The 17,772-nt window shown below is 49.2% G+C and carries 20 protein-coding genes; all 20 read left to right on the top strand.

Going from position 1 to position 17,772, the window contains the following annotated elements; translation table 11 throughout:
- Window positions 1-168: 168 nt before the first annotated feature.
- The 20 genes from H8L47_RS26555 to H8L47_RS26460 all read left to right on the top strand — a co-directional run bounded on the left by H8L47_RS26555 (window position 169) and on the right by H8L47_RS26460 (window position 17,741).
- Window positions 169-1,011, top strand: a complete 843-nt coding sequence (locus H8L47_RS26555; RefSeq protein ID WP_186956849.1) for a transposase — start codon at window positions 169-171, stop codon at window positions 1,009-1,011.
- Between the two features lie 242 nt (window positions 1,012-1,253).
- Window positions 1,254-1,574, top strand: coding sequence for a flagellar biosynthesis protein FliQ (gene fliQ, locus H8L47_RS26550; protein ID WP_329605498.1), 321 nt, complete (start codon window positions 1,254-1,256; stop codon window positions 1,572-1,574).
- A 51-nt stretch (window positions 1,575-1,625) separates the two neighbouring features.
- On the top strand, window positions 1,626-2,423 hold the full coding sequence (locus H8L47_RS26545) for a flagellar biosynthetic protein FliR (protein ID WP_186956847.1): 798 nt from the start codon (window positions 1,626-1,628) through the stop codon (window positions 2,421-2,423).
- Window positions 2,423-3,514 carry an EscU/YscU/HrcU family type III secretion system export apparatus switch protein gene (locus tag H8L47_RS26540; RefSeq protein WP_186956846.1) on the top strand — a complete coding sequence of 364 codons (1,092 nt, stop codon included), beginning with the start codon at window positions 2,423-2,425 and terminating at the stop codon, window positions 3,512-3,514. The genes H8L47_RS26545 and H8L47_RS26540 overlap by 1 nt, the downstream gene beginning before the upstream one ends.
- Before the next feature lie 47 nt (window positions 3,515-3,561).
- Window positions 3,562-5,589 carry a flagellar biosynthesis protein FlhA gene (gene flhA / locus H8L47_RS26535; protein WP_408057751.1) on the top strand — a complete coding sequence of 676 codons (2,028 nt, stop codon included), beginning with the start codon at window positions 3,562-3,564 and terminating at the stop codon, window positions 5,587-5,589.
- Between the two features lie 55 nt (window positions 5,590-5,644).
- A complete protein-coding gene (locus tag H8L47_RS26530) occupies window positions 5,645-6,391 on the top strand; it encodes a flagellar hook-basal body protein (protein WP_186956844.1) in 747 nt (248 codons plus the stop codon).
- 50 nt (window positions 6,392-6,441) lie between these two features.
- A complete protein-coding gene (gene flgG, locus H8L47_RS26525; RefSeq protein ID WP_186956843.1) occupies window positions 6,442-7,236 on the top strand; it encodes a flagellar basal-body rod protein FlgG in 795 nt (264 codons plus the stop codon).
- Between the two features lie 63 nt (window positions 7,237-7,299).
- On the top strand, window positions 7,300-8,223 hold the full coding sequence (gene flgA, locus H8L47_RS26520; protein WP_186956842.1) for a flagellar basal body P-ring formation chaperone FlgA: 924 nt from the start codon (window positions 7,300-7,302) through the stop codon (window positions 8,221-8,223).
- A 17-nt stretch (window positions 8,224-8,240) separates the two neighbouring features.
- A complete protein-coding gene (locus tag H8L47_RS26515; protein WP_222616698.1) occupies window positions 8,241-8,834 on the top strand; it encodes a flagellar basal body L-ring protein FlgH in 594 nt (197 codons plus the stop codon).
- A gap of 14 nt (window positions 8,835-8,848) precedes the next feature.
- Window positions 8,849-9,994 (top strand): flagellar basal body P-ring protein FlgI, encoded by a 1,146-nt coding sequence (locus H8L47_RS26510; protein ID WP_186956841.1) that lies wholly within the window; start codon window positions 8,849-8,851, stop codon window positions 9,992-9,994.
- A 19-nt stretch (window positions 9,995-10,013) separates the two neighbouring features.
- Window positions 10,014-10,397 (top strand): flagellar basal body rod protein FlgB, encoded by a 384-nt coding sequence (gene flgB / locus H8L47_RS26505; RefSeq protein WP_186956840.1) that lies wholly within the window; start codon window positions 10,014-10,016, stop codon window positions 10,395-10,397.
- A 14-nt stretch (window positions 10,398-10,411) separates the two neighbouring features.
- On the top strand, window positions 10,412-10,861 hold the full coding sequence (flgC, locus tag H8L47_RS26500; protein ID WP_186956839.1) for a flagellar basal body rod protein FlgC: 450 nt from the start codon (window positions 10,412-10,414) through the stop codon (window positions 10,859-10,861).
- Window positions 10,861-11,163 carry a flagellar hook-basal body complex protein FliE gene (fliE, locus tag H8L47_RS26495; protein ID WP_186956838.1) on the top strand — a complete coding sequence of 101 codons (303 nt, stop codon included), beginning with the start codon at window positions 10,861-10,863 and terminating at the stop codon, window positions 11,161-11,163. Before flgC ends, fliE begins: the two co-directional genes overlap by 1 nt.
- An 84-nt stretch (window positions 11,164-11,247) precedes the next feature.
- A complete protein-coding gene (fliF, locus tag H8L47_RS26490) occupies window positions 11,248-12,723 on the top strand; it encodes a flagellar basal-body MS-ring/collar protein FliF (RefSeq protein WP_186956837.1) in 1,476 nt (491 codons plus the stop codon).
- 19 nt (window positions 12,724-12,742) lie between these two features.
- A complete protein-coding gene (locus H8L47_RS26485; protein ID WP_186956836.1) occupies window positions 12,743-13,378 on the top strand; it encodes a hypothetical protein in 636 nt (211 codons plus the stop codon).
- Window positions 13,379-13,410: 32 nt separating this feature from the next.
- A complete protein-coding gene (locus tag H8L47_RS26480) occupies window positions 13,411-14,334 on the top strand; it encodes a FliH/SctL family protein (protein ID WP_186956835.1) in 924 nt (307 codons plus the stop codon).
- Window positions 14,331-15,683 (top strand): FliI/YscN family ATPase, encoded by a 1,353-nt coding sequence (locus tag H8L47_RS26475; protein WP_186956834.1) that lies wholly within the window; start codon window positions 14,331-14,333, stop codon window positions 15,681-15,683. The genes H8L47_RS26480 and H8L47_RS26475 overlap by 4 nt, the downstream gene beginning before the upstream one ends.
- Complete coding sequence (locus tag H8L47_RS26470) at window positions 15,680-16,162, top strand: hypothetical protein (protein ID WP_186956833.1); 483 nt, start codon at window positions 15,680-15,682, stop codon at window positions 16,160-16,162. Before H8L47_RS26475 ends, H8L47_RS26470 begins: the two co-directional genes overlap by 4 nt.
- Window positions 16,159-17,352 carry a hypothetical protein gene (locus tag H8L47_RS26465; RefSeq protein ID WP_186956832.1) on the top strand — a complete coding sequence of 398 codons (1,194 nt, stop codon included), beginning with the start codon at window positions 16,159-16,161 and terminating at the stop codon, window positions 17,350-17,352. Before H8L47_RS26470 ends, H8L47_RS26465 begins: the two co-directional genes overlap by 4 nt.
- Complete coding sequence (locus H8L47_RS26460; RefSeq protein ID WP_186956831.1) at window positions 17,334-17,741, top strand: flagellar hook assembly protein FlgD; 408 nt, start codon at window positions 17,334-17,336, stop codon at window positions 17,739-17,741. Before H8L47_RS26465 ends, H8L47_RS26460 begins: the two co-directional genes overlap by 19 nt.
- Window positions 17,742-17,772: the final 31 nt, after the last annotated feature.

Raw genomic sequence — 17,772 nt, 5'->3', positions numbered from 1 at the left:
TGTTCGAATGTAGGTCTATGCCGCAAAATAACATACCGTCCTCCCCGTTAAAGTTTCGTTCGCACCTTAACTTTACTCCTTTGGCTAACGCCAGAGGAGGGAGGCGGCTAGATGATTATCAGGTCTTACATTCATACATTTCTTAGAAAAACATGCTATGCTTAAAGCATGGTCAGGCCACTAAGATTAGAATTTGCGGGTGCTTTGTATCACGTCACTTCTCGCGGAGACCGGCGTGAGGATATCTTTTTGGATGACGAAGACAGGCAGGAGTGGTTGACGGTGCTGGCTGAGGTATGTGATCGCTTTAACTGGGTGGTGCATGCTTACTGTGAGATGAGTAATCACTACCATCTGCTGGTGGAAACCATCGATGGCAATTTGTCGCGGGGGATGCGTCAACTCAATGGTTTATATACCCAGCGTTTCAATCGTCGGCACAAGCAGGTGGGGCATTTGTTCCAGGGCAGGTACAAGGCTATCCTGGTACAAAAAGAAGCGCATTTAATGGAACTGGCGCGCTACATTGTGCTCAATCCGGTACGTGCCAGGATGGTGGCATTGCCAGAGCAATGGCACTGGAGTAGTTATGACTACTGCGTGCGTGACCAGCACGCGCCGCCGTGGCTGGATACTGACTGGTTATTGGGACAGTTTGGCAGTAAACGTAAGCAGGCCAGGGTGGCCTATGCCAAGTTTGTACTGGACGGGATAGGTCTTGCTTCACCCCTTTTGGCTACGCGGCACCAACTGTTGTTGGGTGATGATCAATTTGTCGAAAAGTACCAGCATCAAATACGTCCTGAAGATCTCAGGGACGTCTCTATCGCGCATCGTCGCTCTATTTCTTTGCCACTCAGCAGCTACCAGGAAAAGTATCCCAGCCGCGATGAGGCAATGGCTCAAGCTTATCGCTCTGGTGCGTACACCATGTCAGAAATTGCAAATTTCTTCTCCGTTCATTATGTAACAGTAAGCAGGGCAGTACGGGCATTTGAGGCTAAAATTTGAGAAAAGCAAGTAAGCGCAGAGGTTTTTTGCGTGGATTTCTTTCGATTAAATTTACGTTGCTAAAACGTAACATTTCTTAAAAATATTCATTAAATGTGGATTTTTAAGTAATTATTTCTTGCTTTTGAGAAAAAATTTCAAAAATTCTTAATGAAATGAAAATGGATGTGTCAGGAAATGTAAAATCCTCATGTACAATGATGCACATTATTTACTGAGACGTGGTTTATCGGCGGGTTTTAATGCAAAGAAGGAGGCGGTTTTCTTCAAGTGCCGCTGGTGTTAAGTCATTTGATATGCATTCAGACTTCGCTTTATCGCTCATGGCTGAGCTTTTTTGGACTGGCTTGTTAGTGTGCTTGCCTGTGCTTGGCTTGACTATGCTTGTAGGTTTGCTCATAAGTATATTCCAAGTGGTGACACAAATACAAGAGATGTCACTTACTTTTATTCCAAAACTTTTAACAGCGACGATCACTTTGGTCGTGGCTGGGCCATGGATGCTGCGCAAACTAACGCAGTTTGCGACCAAGCTGTGGACGAACATCCCTCAGATGTTTTGAATCATGGCAGATTTGGGAAATTTTCTTGCTGACTTTGTAGGCGGCCCTGTGATGCTGAAAGCATTTTTGCTTTCTGTGCGCATCGCTGCTTTGCTGATGCTGACGCCTATTTTGTATGCGTCGACACTGCCTGCAACTTACCGCACGATCTTAATTTTCAGTCTGAGCCTGGCGCTCGCCTTGGGTATGGCCCCTGCGGAAGTGCTGGATGCGATGCCTGTCGAAAAGGGCGCTGGCTTTATTGTTCTGGCCGCAGCGCGTGAGCTGGCCTTGGGTGCGACGCTGGCGGTGGGTATCTTTATCAGTTTTGCTGCGATCTCTATTGCTGGGCGGGTGCTGGACATACAAATCGGCTTTGGCATGGCGCAAGTGTTTGACCCGTTGACCAGGTCGCAATTGCCGATCTTGACGATGGCATTTAATCAGATGGCGGTAGTGTACTTTTTTTTGATTAACGGGCATCACACTTTGCTGAGGGCAGTGGCGTATAGCATAGAGCGCTTCCCGCTGGGCAAGGCCTGGTCGATAGAAGCAGTGTCGGTGCCGGTGCTGAAGCAAGTGGGCGGTTTATTCAGCCTGGGTTTTGCACTGGCCGCGCCTATCGTCTTTTGCGTGTTGTTGGTCGAGTTGGCGCTGGGTGTAGTGGCGCGTAATTTGCCGCAAATGAATATGTTTGTGATGGGCGTGCCAATCAAGATCGTGGTTGGCCTGGCTGCCTTGTCTTTTGGTTTTGTGCTAATGGGTAGCACGATCACGCGCATACAGGGCACGATATTTCAAAGTTGGGGAGCGGTTTTTGCGGTGGCTGAGGCGCGCCAGTCTGTGCTGTTGTCAGGGAGGTTTGCCTGATGTCTGAGCAGGATTTTGACCGTTCCGAAAAAGCGACCCCGTATAAACTGCAAAAAGCGAAAGAAAAAGGGCAGGTAGCAAAAAGCCCAGAAGTAGTGTCTGTCGCTGTGTTCTTTGTTGTCGTGATTTTTTTCCATTGGCGCGGCCTGGATGGCATACGCGATTTGTTTAAATTGAATTTGAACCTGTTGGCGCAATTGGGGCAGGGCGATGCCAGTACGATGAATTACTGGCGCCTGCTGCGCACGGTGTTGCTGGACGGATTGTATTTGTTGCTGCCATTTTTTTTAGCCATCATGTTGGCGGCAATCATCAGCAATCTGGCGCAGACAGGTGTGATTTTATCCACCGAGCCGGTCAAGCCAGATTTTAATCGTTTGAATCCGGTGAACGGGATCAAAAAGTTTTTTTCGATGCGTTCGCTGTTTGATTTGTTCAGGACTTGCTTCAAGTTGATTTTGCTCAGTCTTGTTGCCTATTTGGCTTTGAAGCAGATTGCGCCGCATCTGTTTCATACTGCCATGTTGCCGCCACTGGAAATGATCAAGAATATGCAGCTTGATTTGGTGTCGCTGGGTTTTAAGATGACTTTGGTGCTGGCTTTGCTGGCATTTCTGGATGTGATGTTTGTGCATCGTGAGTTTGCCAAAAAAATGAGGATGAGCAAACGCGATGTGAAGGATGAAGCAAAGAACCGTGACGGTGATCCTCGCATTCGGTCGCGCCTGCGTGAGCTGCGTCGCGAGATGTTGAAGCGTAGCCTGGCAGCGGCAAAGACAAAAAATGCGGATGTACTGATCACTAATCCTACCCATCTGGCAATTGCCTTGCGCTATGAGCATGGCAAGATGGAATCGCCTCAGTTGTTGGCAAAAGGTGCAGGCTCTTTGGCGCAGTCCATGAGAAAAATGGCGGTGCGTCATCATATCCCGGTGGTGCAAAACAAGGCACTGGCACGCCAGTTATTCCGTGAGGTGGATTTTGATCAGCATGTGCCTACGCATTTGTATGCGGATGTGGCCAAGATCATGATTTGGGTATTTGCAATGAGAAAAAATAGAGAAGCACGTGCGGCAGGGGAAGCAGTTTGAAACAATTGACGCAACTTTTAGGTAAGCACAGCGATCTGGCATTGGTCATGCTGGTGCTGGGCGTTTTGGTCGTGCTGTTTGCGCCCATCCCTAGTCCTGTCCTGGATTTTTTGATCCTGGCCAACTTCAGTTTTGCATTTTTGATTTTGCTGTTGACGTTTTACATGGCGCGTCCAGTGGAGTTTTCTACTTTTCCGTCCTTGTTACTGATTGCCACGTTGTTCCGCCTTTCATTGAATGTGGCGGCAACCCGTTTGATTTTGTCGGATGGTGATGCAGGCAAAGTGATTGCCGCGATTGGTTCTTATGTAGTGGGCGGCAATTATGTGATTGGCCTGATCGTATTCTTGATCTTGATCGTCGTTCAGTATGTTGTTATTACCAGCGGTGCGCAACGTGTGTCCGAAGTTGCCGCACGTTTTACGCTGGACAGTATGCCAGGTCAGCAAATGAGTATTGATGCTGATCTCAATATGGGATTCATCACCCAGGAAGAAGCACAAAAGAAACGTAAGAACCTGGAAAAAGAAGCAGGTTTCTATGGTGCCATGGATGGTGCCAGCAAGTTCGTCAAGGGTGATGCGATCGCCGGTATCATCATTTTGCTGATTAATATTATTGGTGGTTTTTTGATCGGTGTCATGCAGCACGGTATCCCGTGGGCGCAGGCCTTGCAGACCTATACCTTGCTGACTATCGGTGACGGTATCGTGACCCAGGTGCCAGCACTGGTGATTGCGCTGGGTACAGGTATTATCGTTACCCGCTCTGCATCTGACGGCAATTTGAGTCAGGAAGTGTTTCAGCAAATATTGTCTTTCCCCAAGACGCTGTTGCTGGTGTGCGTGGCACTGAGTGGTTTGCTGGTGTTGCCTGGCATACCGGCTTTGCCGACCCTGGGCTTGTTGAGTTTTGTTTTGTGCGTGACTTACTTTTCATACAGAAGCAAGAAAACGCAAGAGACAGATGGCAACAAAGAGGGTAATGAGGATGACATCTTGGAAGGTGACAATGCCAGTGCCAAGGATGATCCTTATAGCATGTTGCCGGTCGAGCCGATAGAGGTGCATGTAGGCAGTAACTGGATACCACTGATTAATCAATCAGGCAGTTTGTTCATGGACCGTATTGCCGTTTTTCGCAAACAGCATGCGATGGATCTGGGCCTGGTATTGCCCAAGGTGCGCTTCAAAGATGCCAAGAAGTTGTTGGCGGACCGCTATGAAATTTGTATCGATGGTGTGATTGTGGCGAAAGGTGAGGCCAGGTTGAATCAGTATCTGGCGATACATCCAACTGGTGACGTCAAATCGATACAGGGCGAAGTCACAAAGGACCCAACCTATGGATTGCCAGCTTTATGGATTGACGCTAACCAGCGTGACAATGCCAGCGCCAACAAGTACACCTTGGTGGATGGCGAAACAGTATTTCTGACACACCTGACGGAAGTACTGCGTCGTGAATCGGCCAATTTACTGACCAGGGGTGAGACTGACCGTTTGCTAACACGTGTACGTGAAAATCAATCCAGCCTGGTGGATGAATTGATACCGACCATCATTTCTGTCAGCGATGTACAGCGCGTCTTACAAAATCTGTTGAAGGAAAAAGTCTCCATCCGTCACATAGAGGCAATCCTGGAAACACTTGCAGATGCAGGCAGAAGCAGCAAGGACACCAACTTTTTGACTGAGATGGTACGCCAGCGTCTGGGTAATGCAATTTGCCAGGGCTTGATGGGTGAAGCAAATGCCTTGCAAGTGATGACGCTGGACCCGGTGATTGAAAGCCAGTTTCTGCAGAACTTGCAGTCTGCCCGGCAAGATGGCGGGCCAGTCAACCGCTCCTTTGTGCTGGAGCCTAAACTGGCAGAACAGTTCATGAGCAAGCTGGTGCAGCAGGCCGATCGCATGATGAAAAGTAATATGCTGCCAGTCTTGTTGTGCTCACCAGAGTTGCGACGTCATATACGTGCGCTGAGTGAGCGTGTTGTACCGCATTTACGTGTGTTGTCGATGTCAGAGATTCCTCAGAACATAGAGTTGAAGTCCTTTGGCGTTGTGCAACTGTAATAGATATTGTTTTTGTGTAGCTTGATAGCTGACCTGTTTTAGAGAGATTGAAGCAATGAATGGAATTATGGGCGTTGCTCTGCAAAGCATGCAAAACGATGCTGCACGCATGGAGCGTATCAGCATGAATATGGCCAATGCGCTGACGCCTGCGTACAAGCGGGAAGTCATCGTGGAACATACCTTTGGCGACCTGGTGCAGACCGGCATGAATGTGAAGCAACAAACTAGTGCACTGGAAGTGGTGACTGACCAGCGCCAGGGTACTTTCAAGGTAACTGGCCAGAACCTTGATTTTGCGATTAGCGGCAATGGCTATTTTGAAGTGTCCACTCCGCAAGGGCCTGCCTATACAAGGCAAGGTAACTTCCGCGTTGATGCACAGGGCCGGATTGTCAACCAGCAGGGTTACCCTGTGATGGGCAAGAGTGGTGAGATTATTGTCCGCAATTCCAAGCCTGTGGTGGATGCAAGTGGCCTGTTCATTGAAGAAGTCAATGCCGAGGCTGGCAATATGCCAGCGACTTCTGCCGGTCAGTTCAAATTGATGGAGTTTGAACATGCCAGTGATTTGATAAAGGTGGGCGATGGCATGCTGACGGCAAGAGAAGGTGTCTGGGGCTCGCAAAGTAAAGTGGCTCAAATACACCAGGGGCAGCTGGAGAACGCCAATATCAATTCCATGCAAGAGATGGTGCAGGTGATGCAGACCATGCGCCATTTTGAATCCATGCAGAGAATTGCCCAGGGCTACGATGAAATGATTGGTTCCGCCGTCAGAAAACTCGGCGACGTCAGTTGATTAAGCTAGTTCTGCAAACGATATAAATGATTTTCAAGCAAGGATAAAGAATGTTTGACGCACTATACATAGGCGCTACTGGTATGCAGGCGCAACAGACCAATGTTGATACCATTGCCAACAACCTCGCCAATGCCAACACCAATGGCTTTAAAAAAGGACGCGTCAGTTTCTCTGACATGATGGTGCCTGACACCAGATTGACAGCGCAACTTGGCGGCGCAGACAGCCTGGGGGCGCTGGCGCAAAGCGGCAAGTTTGGTGCTGGTGTTGCCATTGCCAGCATGAGCAAATTGTTTGATGCAGGCGAATTGAAGAAATCTGATTCTGCATTTGATATTGCCATCCAGGGTGATGGTTTTGTCTCTGTCATGATGCCTGACAATTCCATTGCCTATAGCCGCGGCGGTAGTCTGAAAGTCAACAAGGATGGTCAGCTTGCCTTGCAAAGTGGTCAGCCATTAAAGCCTGGCATTACTATTCCCGATGGTGCAAAAAATTTGCATATCAGCGCAGACGGTCGGGTGCAAGTCAGCTTTGCCGGGCAAACTGGTATGAGTGATGTCGGTCAGCTTGAACTTGTGCGTTTTTCCAGCAATGGTCAACTGACTGCGCTGGGCGAAAATCTGTATAAAACCAGCGAGACTTCTGGCGAGGCCGTTGCAGGCATTGCCGGTGAAAACGGTGTCGGCAGCATCATGCAGGGATATGTTGAAGCCTCCAACGTCAAGATGCTGGATGAAATGCTGAACCTGATGATCGCCCAGCGTACCTATGAAGCCAATGTCAAGATCGTACAGGCATCGGATGAAATGCTGGGGCTGGTCAACAACCTGCGTAAGTAAATGTTTGTGAAGACGGCCAGGTTTGTATTGCAGTCATTGTTTGCATCGTGTCTGCTTGCTGACATGGCTGCGGCAAAACCCGTGCAGCTGGAATTGCGCAGTACTGCACAAGTAAAGTCGGCCAGGCTGGTATTGGCGGACGTGGTGAATGCAGATGCCACTATGCAAAAAGAAGAAACGCAGTTGCTGGCCATGCCAATAGGCACGATGTCGCTGACGGCTGGCAATATGGTAGTGCAGCGCACGTCGCTGGAGAAGTGGGTAAGGCAACATGCGGGCATACGCAGCAGGGATATTCGCTGGACAGGTGCTGATGCTGTCAATATTGCATTGCAGATGCAGTTGGTGGATGCGGCAAGGATGCGTGGCTATGCCCGGACTTTGTTGGAAGACTGGCTCAAATCAAATGCAGGTGGTAGCAATATTGAGATTCGGGATCAGGGTGAATTGCAGGCGCTGACAGTGCCAACAGGTGAAGTGAAGATGCGGGTGTCGCGTTTGTCCGAACCACTAAGCATGCGCAAGAAATTGACGGTGTTGCTGGATGTGCTGGTATCAGATCATCTGATAAAAAGTGTGCCAGTCTCGTTTGAGGTTAGTGGCAGCAGACAAGCCTTCATGGCCAAACATGATGTTGCCAGAGGTAATGCTGTCTCAGCAGCAGATGTGGAACTGAGAGAAGTGGATATTTTCGCCGACCTGAGCGAACCGATATCGCCAGTCGATTTTTCCAAGGCAGCAGTCAGGGCAAAAACAGGCCTGCGCAAAGGTGCAATCTTGAGCCGGGCGAATGTGGAAACCGTACCTGATGTAGCGCGTGGCGACGCTGTCGTGTTGCTGGCGCGCGATGGCCTGGTCAGCATAGAAAGTCGGGTAGAGGCGATGCAGGATGGTTATGTCGGGCAAACCATCAAGGTGCGTCCTGGTAATTCAAATAATCAAATTCTGGCTAAAATAATTGAACCGGGAAAAGTGGAGTTGCGTTAATGGAACTGGAAACACGGATGCAAAAGTGCTTGGGCATGGTCAGCATGATTTTTATTGCTGCCTGTGGAATCGGCATGCCTGCCGCGCCTGCATTTGCCGATAGCTTGTACAAGGAATCAACTTACCGTGCGCTGACTTCGGACAACAAGGCTTATCGCGTGGGTGATGTGCTGACAGTGCAGGTATTTGAGAATTCGACCGCATCCACCAGTATCGATACCGGTACCCGCAGGAAAGAAGGCGTTTCTGCCGAGCTGAGCAAGAATGGTGGCAGCTTGAAACAATTTGGCGTCAACGTTGGCGGTGAATTTGACGGCGGCGGCAAGACACAGCGTAGCAATAAATTGCTAGCGACGCTGTCGGTGGCAGTGCGCGAAGTTTACTCCAATGGTGATCTTGGCGTCTCCGGCGAACAGGCGCTGATGGTGAATGATGAAGTACAAAGAGTGAGTCTTGAAGGCCGGGTTCGTCCTCAGGATATCTCTGACCAGAATGTCGTGATTTCTACCCGCTTGTCAGACGCCAAAATCGTCTATGTAGGCGAGGGTGAAATTACTGACAGACAACGCCGCAGCTGGTGGCGTCGTCTGCTCGACGGGATGGGTTTGTAATGGGATTACGGAATATGATGTATTTAATACAGGCCCTGTTGTTGGCGACTTTTGTTTTTGCACAGGATGCCCAGGCAATTAATCAGGCCAAGGCAACTGAAGTGCACGACCTGAAAGAAGTGAGGGTCAAAGATATTGGCAAGCTGCAAGGCTGGCGTGAAAATGCGCTGGTCGGTTATGGCATCGTGACGGGTCTGGCTGGTACAGGTGACTCTACTTCCAACCGCACAACCAAGCAAGTGCTGGCGAATGTGTATTCGCAATTCAACCTGACGATTCCGGTGGACCAAGTGCAAAGCCGCAACGTGGCAGTTGTGATGGTTAGTGCCATGCTGCCCGCCTTTGCACGTGAGGGCGAAACTTTGGATGTGACTATTACCTCCGCTGGCGATGCCCGTAGTCTGGTGGGTGGCAATCTGTTGAGTACACCACTGAAAGCACCAAACGGCCGCGTGTATGCACTTGCGCAGGGTGCGTTGTCAGTTGGTGGTTATCGCTATGATGCTAATGGCAACATCATCCAGAAGAATCACCCCACTGTTGGCTCAGTGCCAAATGGGGCGATTGTTGAAGTGGGTGTCAGTTCGCAAATGCTGAACAAAGACCAAAAGCTGACTTTTTTGCTGAGTGAACCCGACTACACGACTGCCAGCCGTGTAGCCAAGGCCATCAATGCAAAGTACGGCCCTATTGCTGTCGCCAGCGATGCATCGGGCATACAGATACAGGTTGCAGATAATCAAAAAGACCAGTTGGTGGATTTTATTGCCAGCATTGAGAATGTTCTGGTAGAACCGGACCGCCGCGCTAAAGTGGTGATCAATGAGCGCACTGGCGTGGTTGTGGCTGGTGGCGATGTCCAGATCTCCAGGGTATCGATTTCTCATGGCGATATCAAAATTTCTGTCGCCAGCCAGAATACCGCTTCACAACCATTTGTGATTGGCCAGGCAAGTAGTGCAATACGTACTGCGATTGTGACCAACACCAAGCTGGACGTAGACGAAAAGAAAGAATCTGCATTTTTATCCGAAGGTAATACGGTCGCTGACCTGGTACGCTCGCTGGTCCGTATCAAAACCAATACCCGCGACATTATTTCCATATTGAGGGCAGTCAAGGCCGCTGGTGCCTTACATGCAGAACTGATTATTCAATAATTTTATACGCCCATTATTTATGATTCACAATCTTCAATCCGTGACAACAGCGACTGTAGGTCTGGCACTGGATGCTGCGACACTCAGGCATCAGGCAATTGCCAACAACATTGCCAACGTCAATACAGAAGGATATGTTCCTGTGCAAATCAACTTTGCCAGCTACATGGAGCAGTTGGAGCAGCTTTCTGCACCAACACAGGGTAAAGGCAAGCATAAGCACAGCGTAGGCCAGTTGGAACTGGAGCCGATATTTGATGTGAATGGCAATCCTGCAAAAGTGTCGCTGGACACGGAAGTTGCTGCCATGGCGCATAACACGGTGCAATACCAGGCCTTGATCAAGGCATTGAACCGCCACTATGCAATCATGTCCAGCGCTGTCACCGACGGCAAAAAATAATTAAGGATTTTCAAATGGATTATCGACAATCTTTCGGCATCAGTGCAGTTGGCATGTCTTTTGAGCGTGCCAGGGTAGACGTAGCTGCCATGAACCTGGCCAATGCCAATACCGTGCGGGAAGCGGATGGCACAGGCTACCAGCCACTGCGCGTTATCGCCAGAAGTGCAGCTCCAGGCAGCAATTTTTCAGACATGATCGGTGAGACTGGCTTGTTCACAATTGGCAATGCTGGCAGAAGTTTTTCTATCGAAGGCGTTGATAAGCCAGCACGCATGGTGCACGAACCTGGTCACCCTTATGCTGACGCCAAGGGCTTCGTGGCTTACCCTGCCGTTGATTCTGCAACCGAGATGGTCACCATGATGAGTGCGATGCGGGCTTATGAAGCCAATGTCGCAGCAATGAACACAGCAAGAAACCTGGCGCTCAAAGCGCTGGAAATCGGTGGAGGAGCTAACTGATGCAAGTCGCAAGCATTTCACAATTTATAGCACCAAGCGCTATCGCTTCTATAGAGCCGCTGGCCAATGCAGCTGCTCCGGCGCAAAGCTTTGGCAATATGGTCAGCCAGGGTCTGGCGCAGGTCAACGAGCAGTTGCAAACATCACAGGCTGATTTGCAAGCGCTGGCGACGGGTGAGGTGCAAAACCTGCATCAAGTCATGATACGCATGGAAGAAAGCCGATTGTCATTTCAATTGATGTTGCAGGTCAGGAACCGTTTGCTGGAATCTTACCAGGACATTATGAAGATGCAGATATAGCGTGATATTGCTTGATGTAGCAATATTGAATTGAAAGACAGGATGCTTTCCTGGCATCTCTTGTAATCGTGGTTGGAGTGGGTTGTGATAAAAAATTTTTGGAATACGCTAAGCAGTTCTGCCAGGATTGGTTTCGTAGGTGGACTGTTGGCTATTTTCGTCATCACTGCGTGGTGCGCGGTATGGTTGCTGCGTACGGATTATCAGGTGCTGTTTTCTGATCTGAAGCCACAAGACAGTGCCGCCATGGTGGCAGAACTGGATCGCCTGAAAATCCCTTACAAGATAGGTGAGGGTGGCAATGCTATTCTAGTTGACAAAGAAATCGTACACACAACACGACTCAAACTGATGGGGAAAGAAATCCCACTGAACGGTGCGGTTGGTTTTGAATTGTTCAATAGCAGCGATTTTGGGATGACAGAATTCGCGCAAAAGATCAATTTCCAGCGCGCCTTGCAAGGCGAAATCACCCGTACCATTTCTTCACTGGATGAAGTCAAGGACGTGCGTGTTCATCTGGCCTTGCCTGAAGAGGCCTTGTTCAAGCGCAGCAATAATAAACCCAAGGCTGCGATTACCATTGCTTTAAAGCCCGGCAAAAAATTGAGGCAGGAGCAAATTACAGGCATACAAAGGCTGGTGGCCGCAGCTGTACCCGGCATACAAATTCAGGACGTCACGATCGTTGACCGCCAGGGTATTGCCCTGACGCGCAATAATGCCGTTCCAGGTGAAGTAGAGTTAAGTACCGGAAATCTCGATCTGAAAAAAGATACTGAGACTTTGTTGGTACATAAAGTCAATGAAGTGTTGGAACATAGCTTTGGCGCAGGTCAGGCAATGGCAAGTGTTGACGTGGTGTTGAACATGGATCAGGTTCGTGTGACGACAGAAAACGTGATTTCCGCACCTGCAACGGCAGGGCAGACGCCGACTGGGGTCATCATCCGCGAAAAAGAAACAGTGAAAGAATCCGGCGCACCTGCAGATGTATCGCAACCACAGAATGCACGCGGTGCCAGTTCACAAAGAGAAACTGAATATCAAGTTGGCCGCAAAGTTGAGCAGGTGATTGGGCAACCAGGTTCAATACAAAAAATTAATGTGGTCGCTGTTGTACGAAAATCTCTGGATGAAGCCGAGACTGAAAAAGTCAGGGCTTTAGTTGCTGCTGCAGTTGGTGTGGTTGCTGAACGTGGCGATACTGTCGTCGTGCAAAGCCTGCACGCTCTGCCAGGTCAGGATGTCAAACTGAACGATTCATTTGCCAGTGCGGCTCAGCAAACTTCTGGCTATAAAGCTGATGTAGCGCCGCAAGATGCGCGAAAGCTGGCAGCAGAGCTTGATACTTTTAAGATCATTACCAGTTTATTGGCTATATTAGCTGTGATTGTACTTGTCATGTATCTGGTGCAATCATCTGCAAAGAATAAAGGCAATGCAGCCATGAATAGTCAGCAACGAGAACAGGCCTTGATGCAGATCCAGAACTGGATGCGTCAATCAGAAGCCAATGCTTCCGCAGAACCTGTTGCTGATACTAAACAGCGCAGTTAAGTTTTTCATTGAGAATATGATGCAAATTTCTGAAAATACCCGGCGCTCTGCTTTGTTGCTGCACTCCATGAGTGAAGCTGACAAGCAATGGATACTGGGCAATCTGGATGACAGAGACAACCAGATACTGAATCAATTGCTGAGTGAATTGAAAGAACTTGGCTTGCCAGCAGACCAGGAGCTGCTGTCTGATATCAATAGCGTGAACAATCCTGCACGCGAAACCTCGGCGACAGTGACATGGCCAGCAAATGTGGCTGACCTGAGTATGGAGCAACAGATAGCTTGCCTGGATACCGCTGATTACCGCGATATTTTCCGGGTACTGGCGGAGGAGTCACCTGAGTTACTGGCTTATTTCTTGCAAATTCACCGCTGGACCTGGAAGAATCAATTCCTCGCAAGCTTTGATGCCAGCATGGCACGTCGTATTCAAGAGGCCAGCAATCCCAACAGGGAACCATATTTGTCTGAACCAACAGTGCGCGCAAAAAAATTGCAACAGGCCTTGATTGCAGAAATTATCCGCCAAGTTCCGGCTCCCCGTGCCATTGCCTCTTCAACTAAAGCATTGGAAAGCGCAGGCATAGTTGCGCAAATGTTGAGTCGCCTGGGGTTCGGCAGAAAAACCACTTCCATGCAAAAGGAATACTGAGGATGAAGGGGCAGCCGACAATCAAAAAGAATATGCAGGTTCTGCGCGATGTGCTGGTACACAACCATGTGCATACCTTGCACAGACCTGGCAAACCAGCTGAAAAGAATTTTGCTGTAAAAAATAAAGTAGAGAGCGATATTCGTCCACTCGACAGCAAACCTGCAACTGTGAATTTCGGGATGCCAGCGACCTCCAGCAAATTGCCCGTCGTCGACCGCTACGAAGAAGGCTATCTGGCAGGTAAAATCGAAGGGCACGCGCTGGCAGTGCGTGAAGTCGAGCAAAAGCTGCAGGCTGAACTTGATGGGAAGCGCGAGCAGTTGTTTCAGGAAGCGTACAAACTGGGTCAGCAGCAGGGATTTGCCAATGGGCAAAAAGAAGGCCTGACTGCTGCGCAAAACCAGGCTGCTGAGTTGAAGAAAAATCTGCATCAGCATTTAGCACAATTTGAGCAAATGCTCGTCGGCTTGCCCGTGCAACTAGGAAATTACATGCGGGATGCTGAAGATGAGCTGGTTGCATTAAGTTTTGCCGCAGTCACAAAAATCTTGGGTGAATCTCTAAGTTCGGAGACTGCTATACGTGAGTTGATCAACTCCCTGGTCAAGCAGCACTTGACTGACACCGAGTTTGCCGTTCATCTCCATCCGGATGACTATGCACTGATGACTGCCGCGAATTCCGGCCCTGGCAATGCATCTTCCATGAATAAAGAAATTGGTTCTTATCAGTTCCGCTGGGTCTCGGATGCCAATATTAAATTGGGCGGCTTGATCATACGTTCCAGTGAACAAAGCCTGGATGCAAGGCTGGACTTCCAGATTGAAGTCTTGAAGCAAGGCTTGATGCAGGCCAGAAGTCTACGCAAGAACAAACTGCATCATGAACCAGAAAAAACTCGGGCAGTTGAAGTAGCTGCAGGCGATCAGACTGAGTTGACAGGCGCAGCGTGATCAGACTTAACGAATACCACGCACAATTGAATAAGTCCGTTTTCATCAAACGGATAGGACAAGTTCGTCAGTTCAGCGGATTGTCGATTGAGGTTACTGGCTTGAATGCCACCGTCGGAGAACTGTGTTCTATTTACCCCAAACGTGGTGAGTATCAGGGAAGTGATGCCGCTGAGCACATCGTTGCCGAAGTGATAGGTATAGGCGCGGGTTACCTGACCTTGATGCCATATGGATCGGTACAGGGGCTTGCAGCAGGTTGTGAAGTCGTGGCCGACGGTGCCTACGCAGAAATCGGTGTTGGTGAGGAATTGCTGGGACGTGTGATCGATGGCTTTGGCCAGCCTCTGGATGGTTTACCACCAGTGCGCACGCAATTAAAAAAGCCTTTGAAAGCGGCACCTATCAATCCCATGCAAAGGCCAAGGATAGAAAAAGTACTGGAAACGGGAATACGCTGCATTGATTCCTTGTTGACGATAGGCAAGGGACAAAGGGTAGGTATTTTCGCTGGTAGTGGTGTCGGTAAGAGTACCCTGCTGGGCATGGTTGCCCGGCACGTCAAGGCTGATATCAATATTATTGCCTTGATCGGAGAACGTGGCAGGGAAGTGCGTGAATTCATCGACAAGCAACTGGGCGATGAAGGTATGAAGCGCTCCGTGGTAGTGGTTGCGACTTCTGATCAGCCAGCATTGGCGCGCATCCGTGCCGCTTATGCGGCTTTGGCGATTGCCGAATATTTCCGTGACCAGGGCTTGCAGGTTTTGTTGACTATGGATTCGGTTACTCGCTTTGCGATGGCTAGACGTGAAGTCGGCTTGTCAGCAGGTGAACCACCAACTGCGCGCGGCTATACGCCGTCGGTTTTTGCAGAATTGCCTGAGCTTTGTGAACGCTGCGGTACTGCCGATAGCGGTGGTGCAATTACCGCATTGATGACAGTGCTGGTGGAAGGCGATGATTTGAACGAGCCTATTTCAGACAGCCTGCGCTCAATACTGGATGGCCATATCGTATTGGCGCGGCAACTTGCGCACAAGGGGCAGTATCCGGCGATTGATATACTTAAAAGTGTCAGCCGTGTGATGCCGGATATTGTCAGTCAAGAGCAAAAAATGCTGGCCATTGAAACCGTTAAGCAAATGGCAGTGCTGGAACGTAACCGCCAAATGGTTGATATAGGGGCGTACCAGGCAGGCAGCAACCCAGCTTTGGATCAGGCTTTGCAGCTAGAGACCCAGCTGCTGAATTGGCTGAAGCAAGACGAGGGTGGCTTCCCGCGCGATCAGGCGATACAGAATTTGGGTAATATCCTGGGCAGGCAAATGTTAAGGGATCGAGTATGAGTTCAAGTGTAGATTTGCGCGGTTTTAGCTACCAGTTGGACCCGGTACAGAAGCAGACGCAATGGAAGCTCGATATACTGGAAATTGATCTGGCCAAGGCGCAACAGGAAGTGCAGCAATGTGGCCAACTGATAGAGCAACTGAAACAGCGTGAGCAAGAGCAGGCACAACTGGCACGCACTTCTTGGCATAGCCATATGAATGTTTCCGTGCACCAATCTGCCCTTGAATTTTTACTGACACTCAAAGCTGAGATGTTGATCAAGCAGGAAGAACTGATTGATTTGCAAAATAAAAGTAATTCTATTCGCCAGGAATGCATTAACCTGCAACAGAAAATGGAATTGTTTGAATCGCATCGCCAGGAATGTTTGGATGAATATATTCTTGAGCAATTGCATCAGCAAAATGCAGAAATTGACCGGGATTGGAATGCCAGAAGTATGTGGAGAACAAAGAAAAGAGAGGCGAGCGTATGAGTGTGGCGACATCTTTGAGCTTGAATCAGGACTCGTCTGTTAGTAATCTGCGCCAGCGCACTGAAAATAGTGGCGCGCCGGATATGGCGAAACAACAAGCCTGGTTAAAAGCGATGGAGCAGTCACAAATGCAAGAGTGGCTGAGACAAGGCTTGACGGCCAGGGGAGGTCATGAGGAGGCGCTACCTGAGCGCGGATCCAGTTCGCGTGACTTAAGTCAAACCCATCATCAGGGCAGTGCAGAAAAGACTAGTGTCCACGAGCGAGGCAGTGACGTGCGAACGGCTTCTCACTCAAATGGAAATGGTAGACAAGCTGCAGCCACTGATGTGGTGTATGAAAGAAACTTGAACACACAGAATGTAAAGGCGAACGAGGCTTTACCGGTTGCTAGCGCAGTTCAACGGTGGACTACTGAACCAATGGTGGCTACGCTTGAAAGCGGAAATTCTTCGGTAAAACAGCAAGCGTCTGCACCGGACATGGACGGATTTGCTCAAGACAGTTTGGCCTCTTCATTCGAAGGCGTACAGCCACTCCTTGCCAATGAAAACATGATGGCTGGATTGCCGGGTGATTTTGCTCCGCTTGAGCAAACTGTGCAAGCCGTAAAAATGGCGCTACAAGAAATGACAGGTCTTGGGGCAAGAATCGTTTCTGCTGAGTCTTTGAATCAGATGACAGGTGTGGATAAGCAAGTTAACCAGCCTTTGAGCAAACTGACTGCCAGTCTGGCAACGTCTGTAACCGATACGCCTGCACCGGAAATGAGCGAAGTTAAAGAAGAGTCTGCAAGTGCTCAAACGGCAGATATAGCAGATTCGCTGTCTGAAGAACATGAAGCCATCCGCTTTCATGCAGAATGGAGCGAAGAAGGTTTGCGCCTGTGGTTAGGCATAGACAGCAACGCCAACATTGATAAGGCGCAACTGGCAAAGCAATTACATGACTGGGTTGCCAAACAGAATGTGCAATTGTTAGCCCTGATATGGAATGGCGAGCAATTGTCTAAGAACATGATTGCGCAGATATTGAAAGACGGTGCCAAGCCATCAGCATCATCGGAGAACAGTACTAAGCCTGCCGATGTTGCAAATATGCCGGGTGCTGGGGATACTCATTATTTTTTTAACTCATATTTACAAGTAAAGTCACAAGCAAAGGAGATGCAATGGCCATCAGTTCAGTAGGTAGTGCATCATCAGCTACCAATAACCTGCAAGCGAATAATCTGGGAATTCAGGATTTTTTGAAGATTTTGCTGACTCAGCTTAACTACCAGGATCCAATGAAACCCATGGACAATCAGCAGTTCATGGCACAAATGGCGCAATTCACCACTTTGCAGCAGACCCAGCAATTGAATACGAATATCGAACACCTGATCAATAATCAGGCATCGCTGCAGTCAGTAGGTTTGATTGGGCGTACCGTCGATATTGCAACACAAACCGGTACTTTGACCGGTGTCGTAGCCGGACTGTCACTCAGAGGCGACTCGCCGATGTTGACCTTGACGATCGCGGGTGGATTGAAGATAGACAATGTTGGTCTGGATCAAATCATTAACGTTCGCTGATCGTCTATGACATCAGTGAATATGGCTCGCA

Source organism: Undibacterium umbellatum, assembly GCF_014284125.1.
Taxonomy (GTDB): Bacteria; Pseudomonadota; Gammaproteobacteria; order Burkholderiales; family Burkholderiaceae_D; genus Undibacterium; species Undibacterium umbellatum.
This window is presented reverse-complemented; position numbering and strand designations above follow the sequence as displayed.

Bases quoted from the DNA above. Each gene is read 5' to 3' on its own strand.
- H8L47_RS26555 (WP_186956849.1), top strand. From the start codon at position 169: ATGGTCAGGCCACTAAGATTAGAATTTGCGGGTGCTTTGTATCACGTC.
- fliQ (WP_329605498.1), top strand. From the start codon at position 1,254: ATGCAAAGAAGGAGGCGGTTTTCTTCAAGTGCCGCTGGTGTTAAGTCA.
- H8L47_RS26545 (WP_186956847.1), top strand. From the start codon at position 1,626: ATGCTGAAAGCATTTTTGCTTTCTGTGCGCATCGCTGCTTTGCTGATG.
- H8L47_RS26540 (WP_186956846.1), top strand. From the start codon at position 2,423: ATGTCTGAGCAGGATTTTGACCGTTCCGAAAAAGCGACCCCGTATAAA.
- flhA (WP_408057751.1), top strand. From the start codon at position 3,562: ATGCTGGTGCTGGGCGTTTTGGTCGTGCTGTTTGCGCCCATCCCTAGT.
- H8L47_RS26530 (WP_186956844.1), top strand. From the start codon at position 5,645: ATGAATGGAATTATGGGCGTTGCTCTGCAAAGCATGCAAAACGATGCT.
- flgG (WP_186956843.1), top strand. From the start codon at position 6,442: ATGTTTGACGCACTATACATAGGCGCTACTGGTATGCAGGCGCAACAG.
- flgA (WP_186956842.1), top strand. From the start codon at position 7,300: ATGGCTGCGGCAAAACCCGTGCAGCTGGAATTGCGCAGTACTGCACAA.
- H8L47_RS26515 (WP_222616698.1), top strand. From the start codon at position 8,241: ATGCAAAAGTGCTTGGGCATGGTCAGCATGATTTTTATTGCTGCCTGT.
- H8L47_RS26510 (WP_186956841.1), top strand. From the start codon at position 8,849: ATGATGTATTTAATACAGGCCCTGTTGTTGGCGACTTTTGTTTTTGCA.
- flgB (WP_186956840.1), top strand. From the start codon at position 10,014: ATGATTCACAATCTTCAATCCGTGACAACAGCGACTGTAGGTCTGGCA.
- flgC (WP_186956839.1), top strand. From the start codon at position 10,412: ATGGATTATCGACAATCTTTCGGCATCAGTGCAGTTGGCATGTCTTTT.
- fliE (WP_186956838.1), top strand. From the start codon at position 10,861: ATGCAAGTCGCAAGCATTTCACAATTTATAGCACCAAGCGCTATCGCT.
- H8L47_RS26485 (WP_186956836.1), top strand. From the start codon at position 12,743: ATGCAAATTTCTGAAAATACCCGGCGCTCTGCTTTGTTGCTGCACTCC.
- H8L47_RS26480 (WP_186956835.1), top strand. From the start codon at position 13,411: ATGCAGGTTCTGCGCGATGTGCTGGTACACAACCATGTGCATACCTTG.
- H8L47_RS26470 (WP_186956833.1), top strand. From the start codon at position 15,680: ATGAGTTCAAGTGTAGATTTGCGCGGTTTTAGCTACCAGTTGGACCCG.
- H8L47_RS26465 (WP_186956832.1), top strand. From the start codon at position 16,159: ATGAGTGTGGCGACATCTTTGAGCTTGAATCAGGACTCGTCTGTTAGT.
- H8L47_RS26460 (WP_186956831.1), top strand. From the start codon at position 17,334: ATGGCCATCAGTTCAGTAGGTAGTGCATCATCAGCTACCAATAACCTG.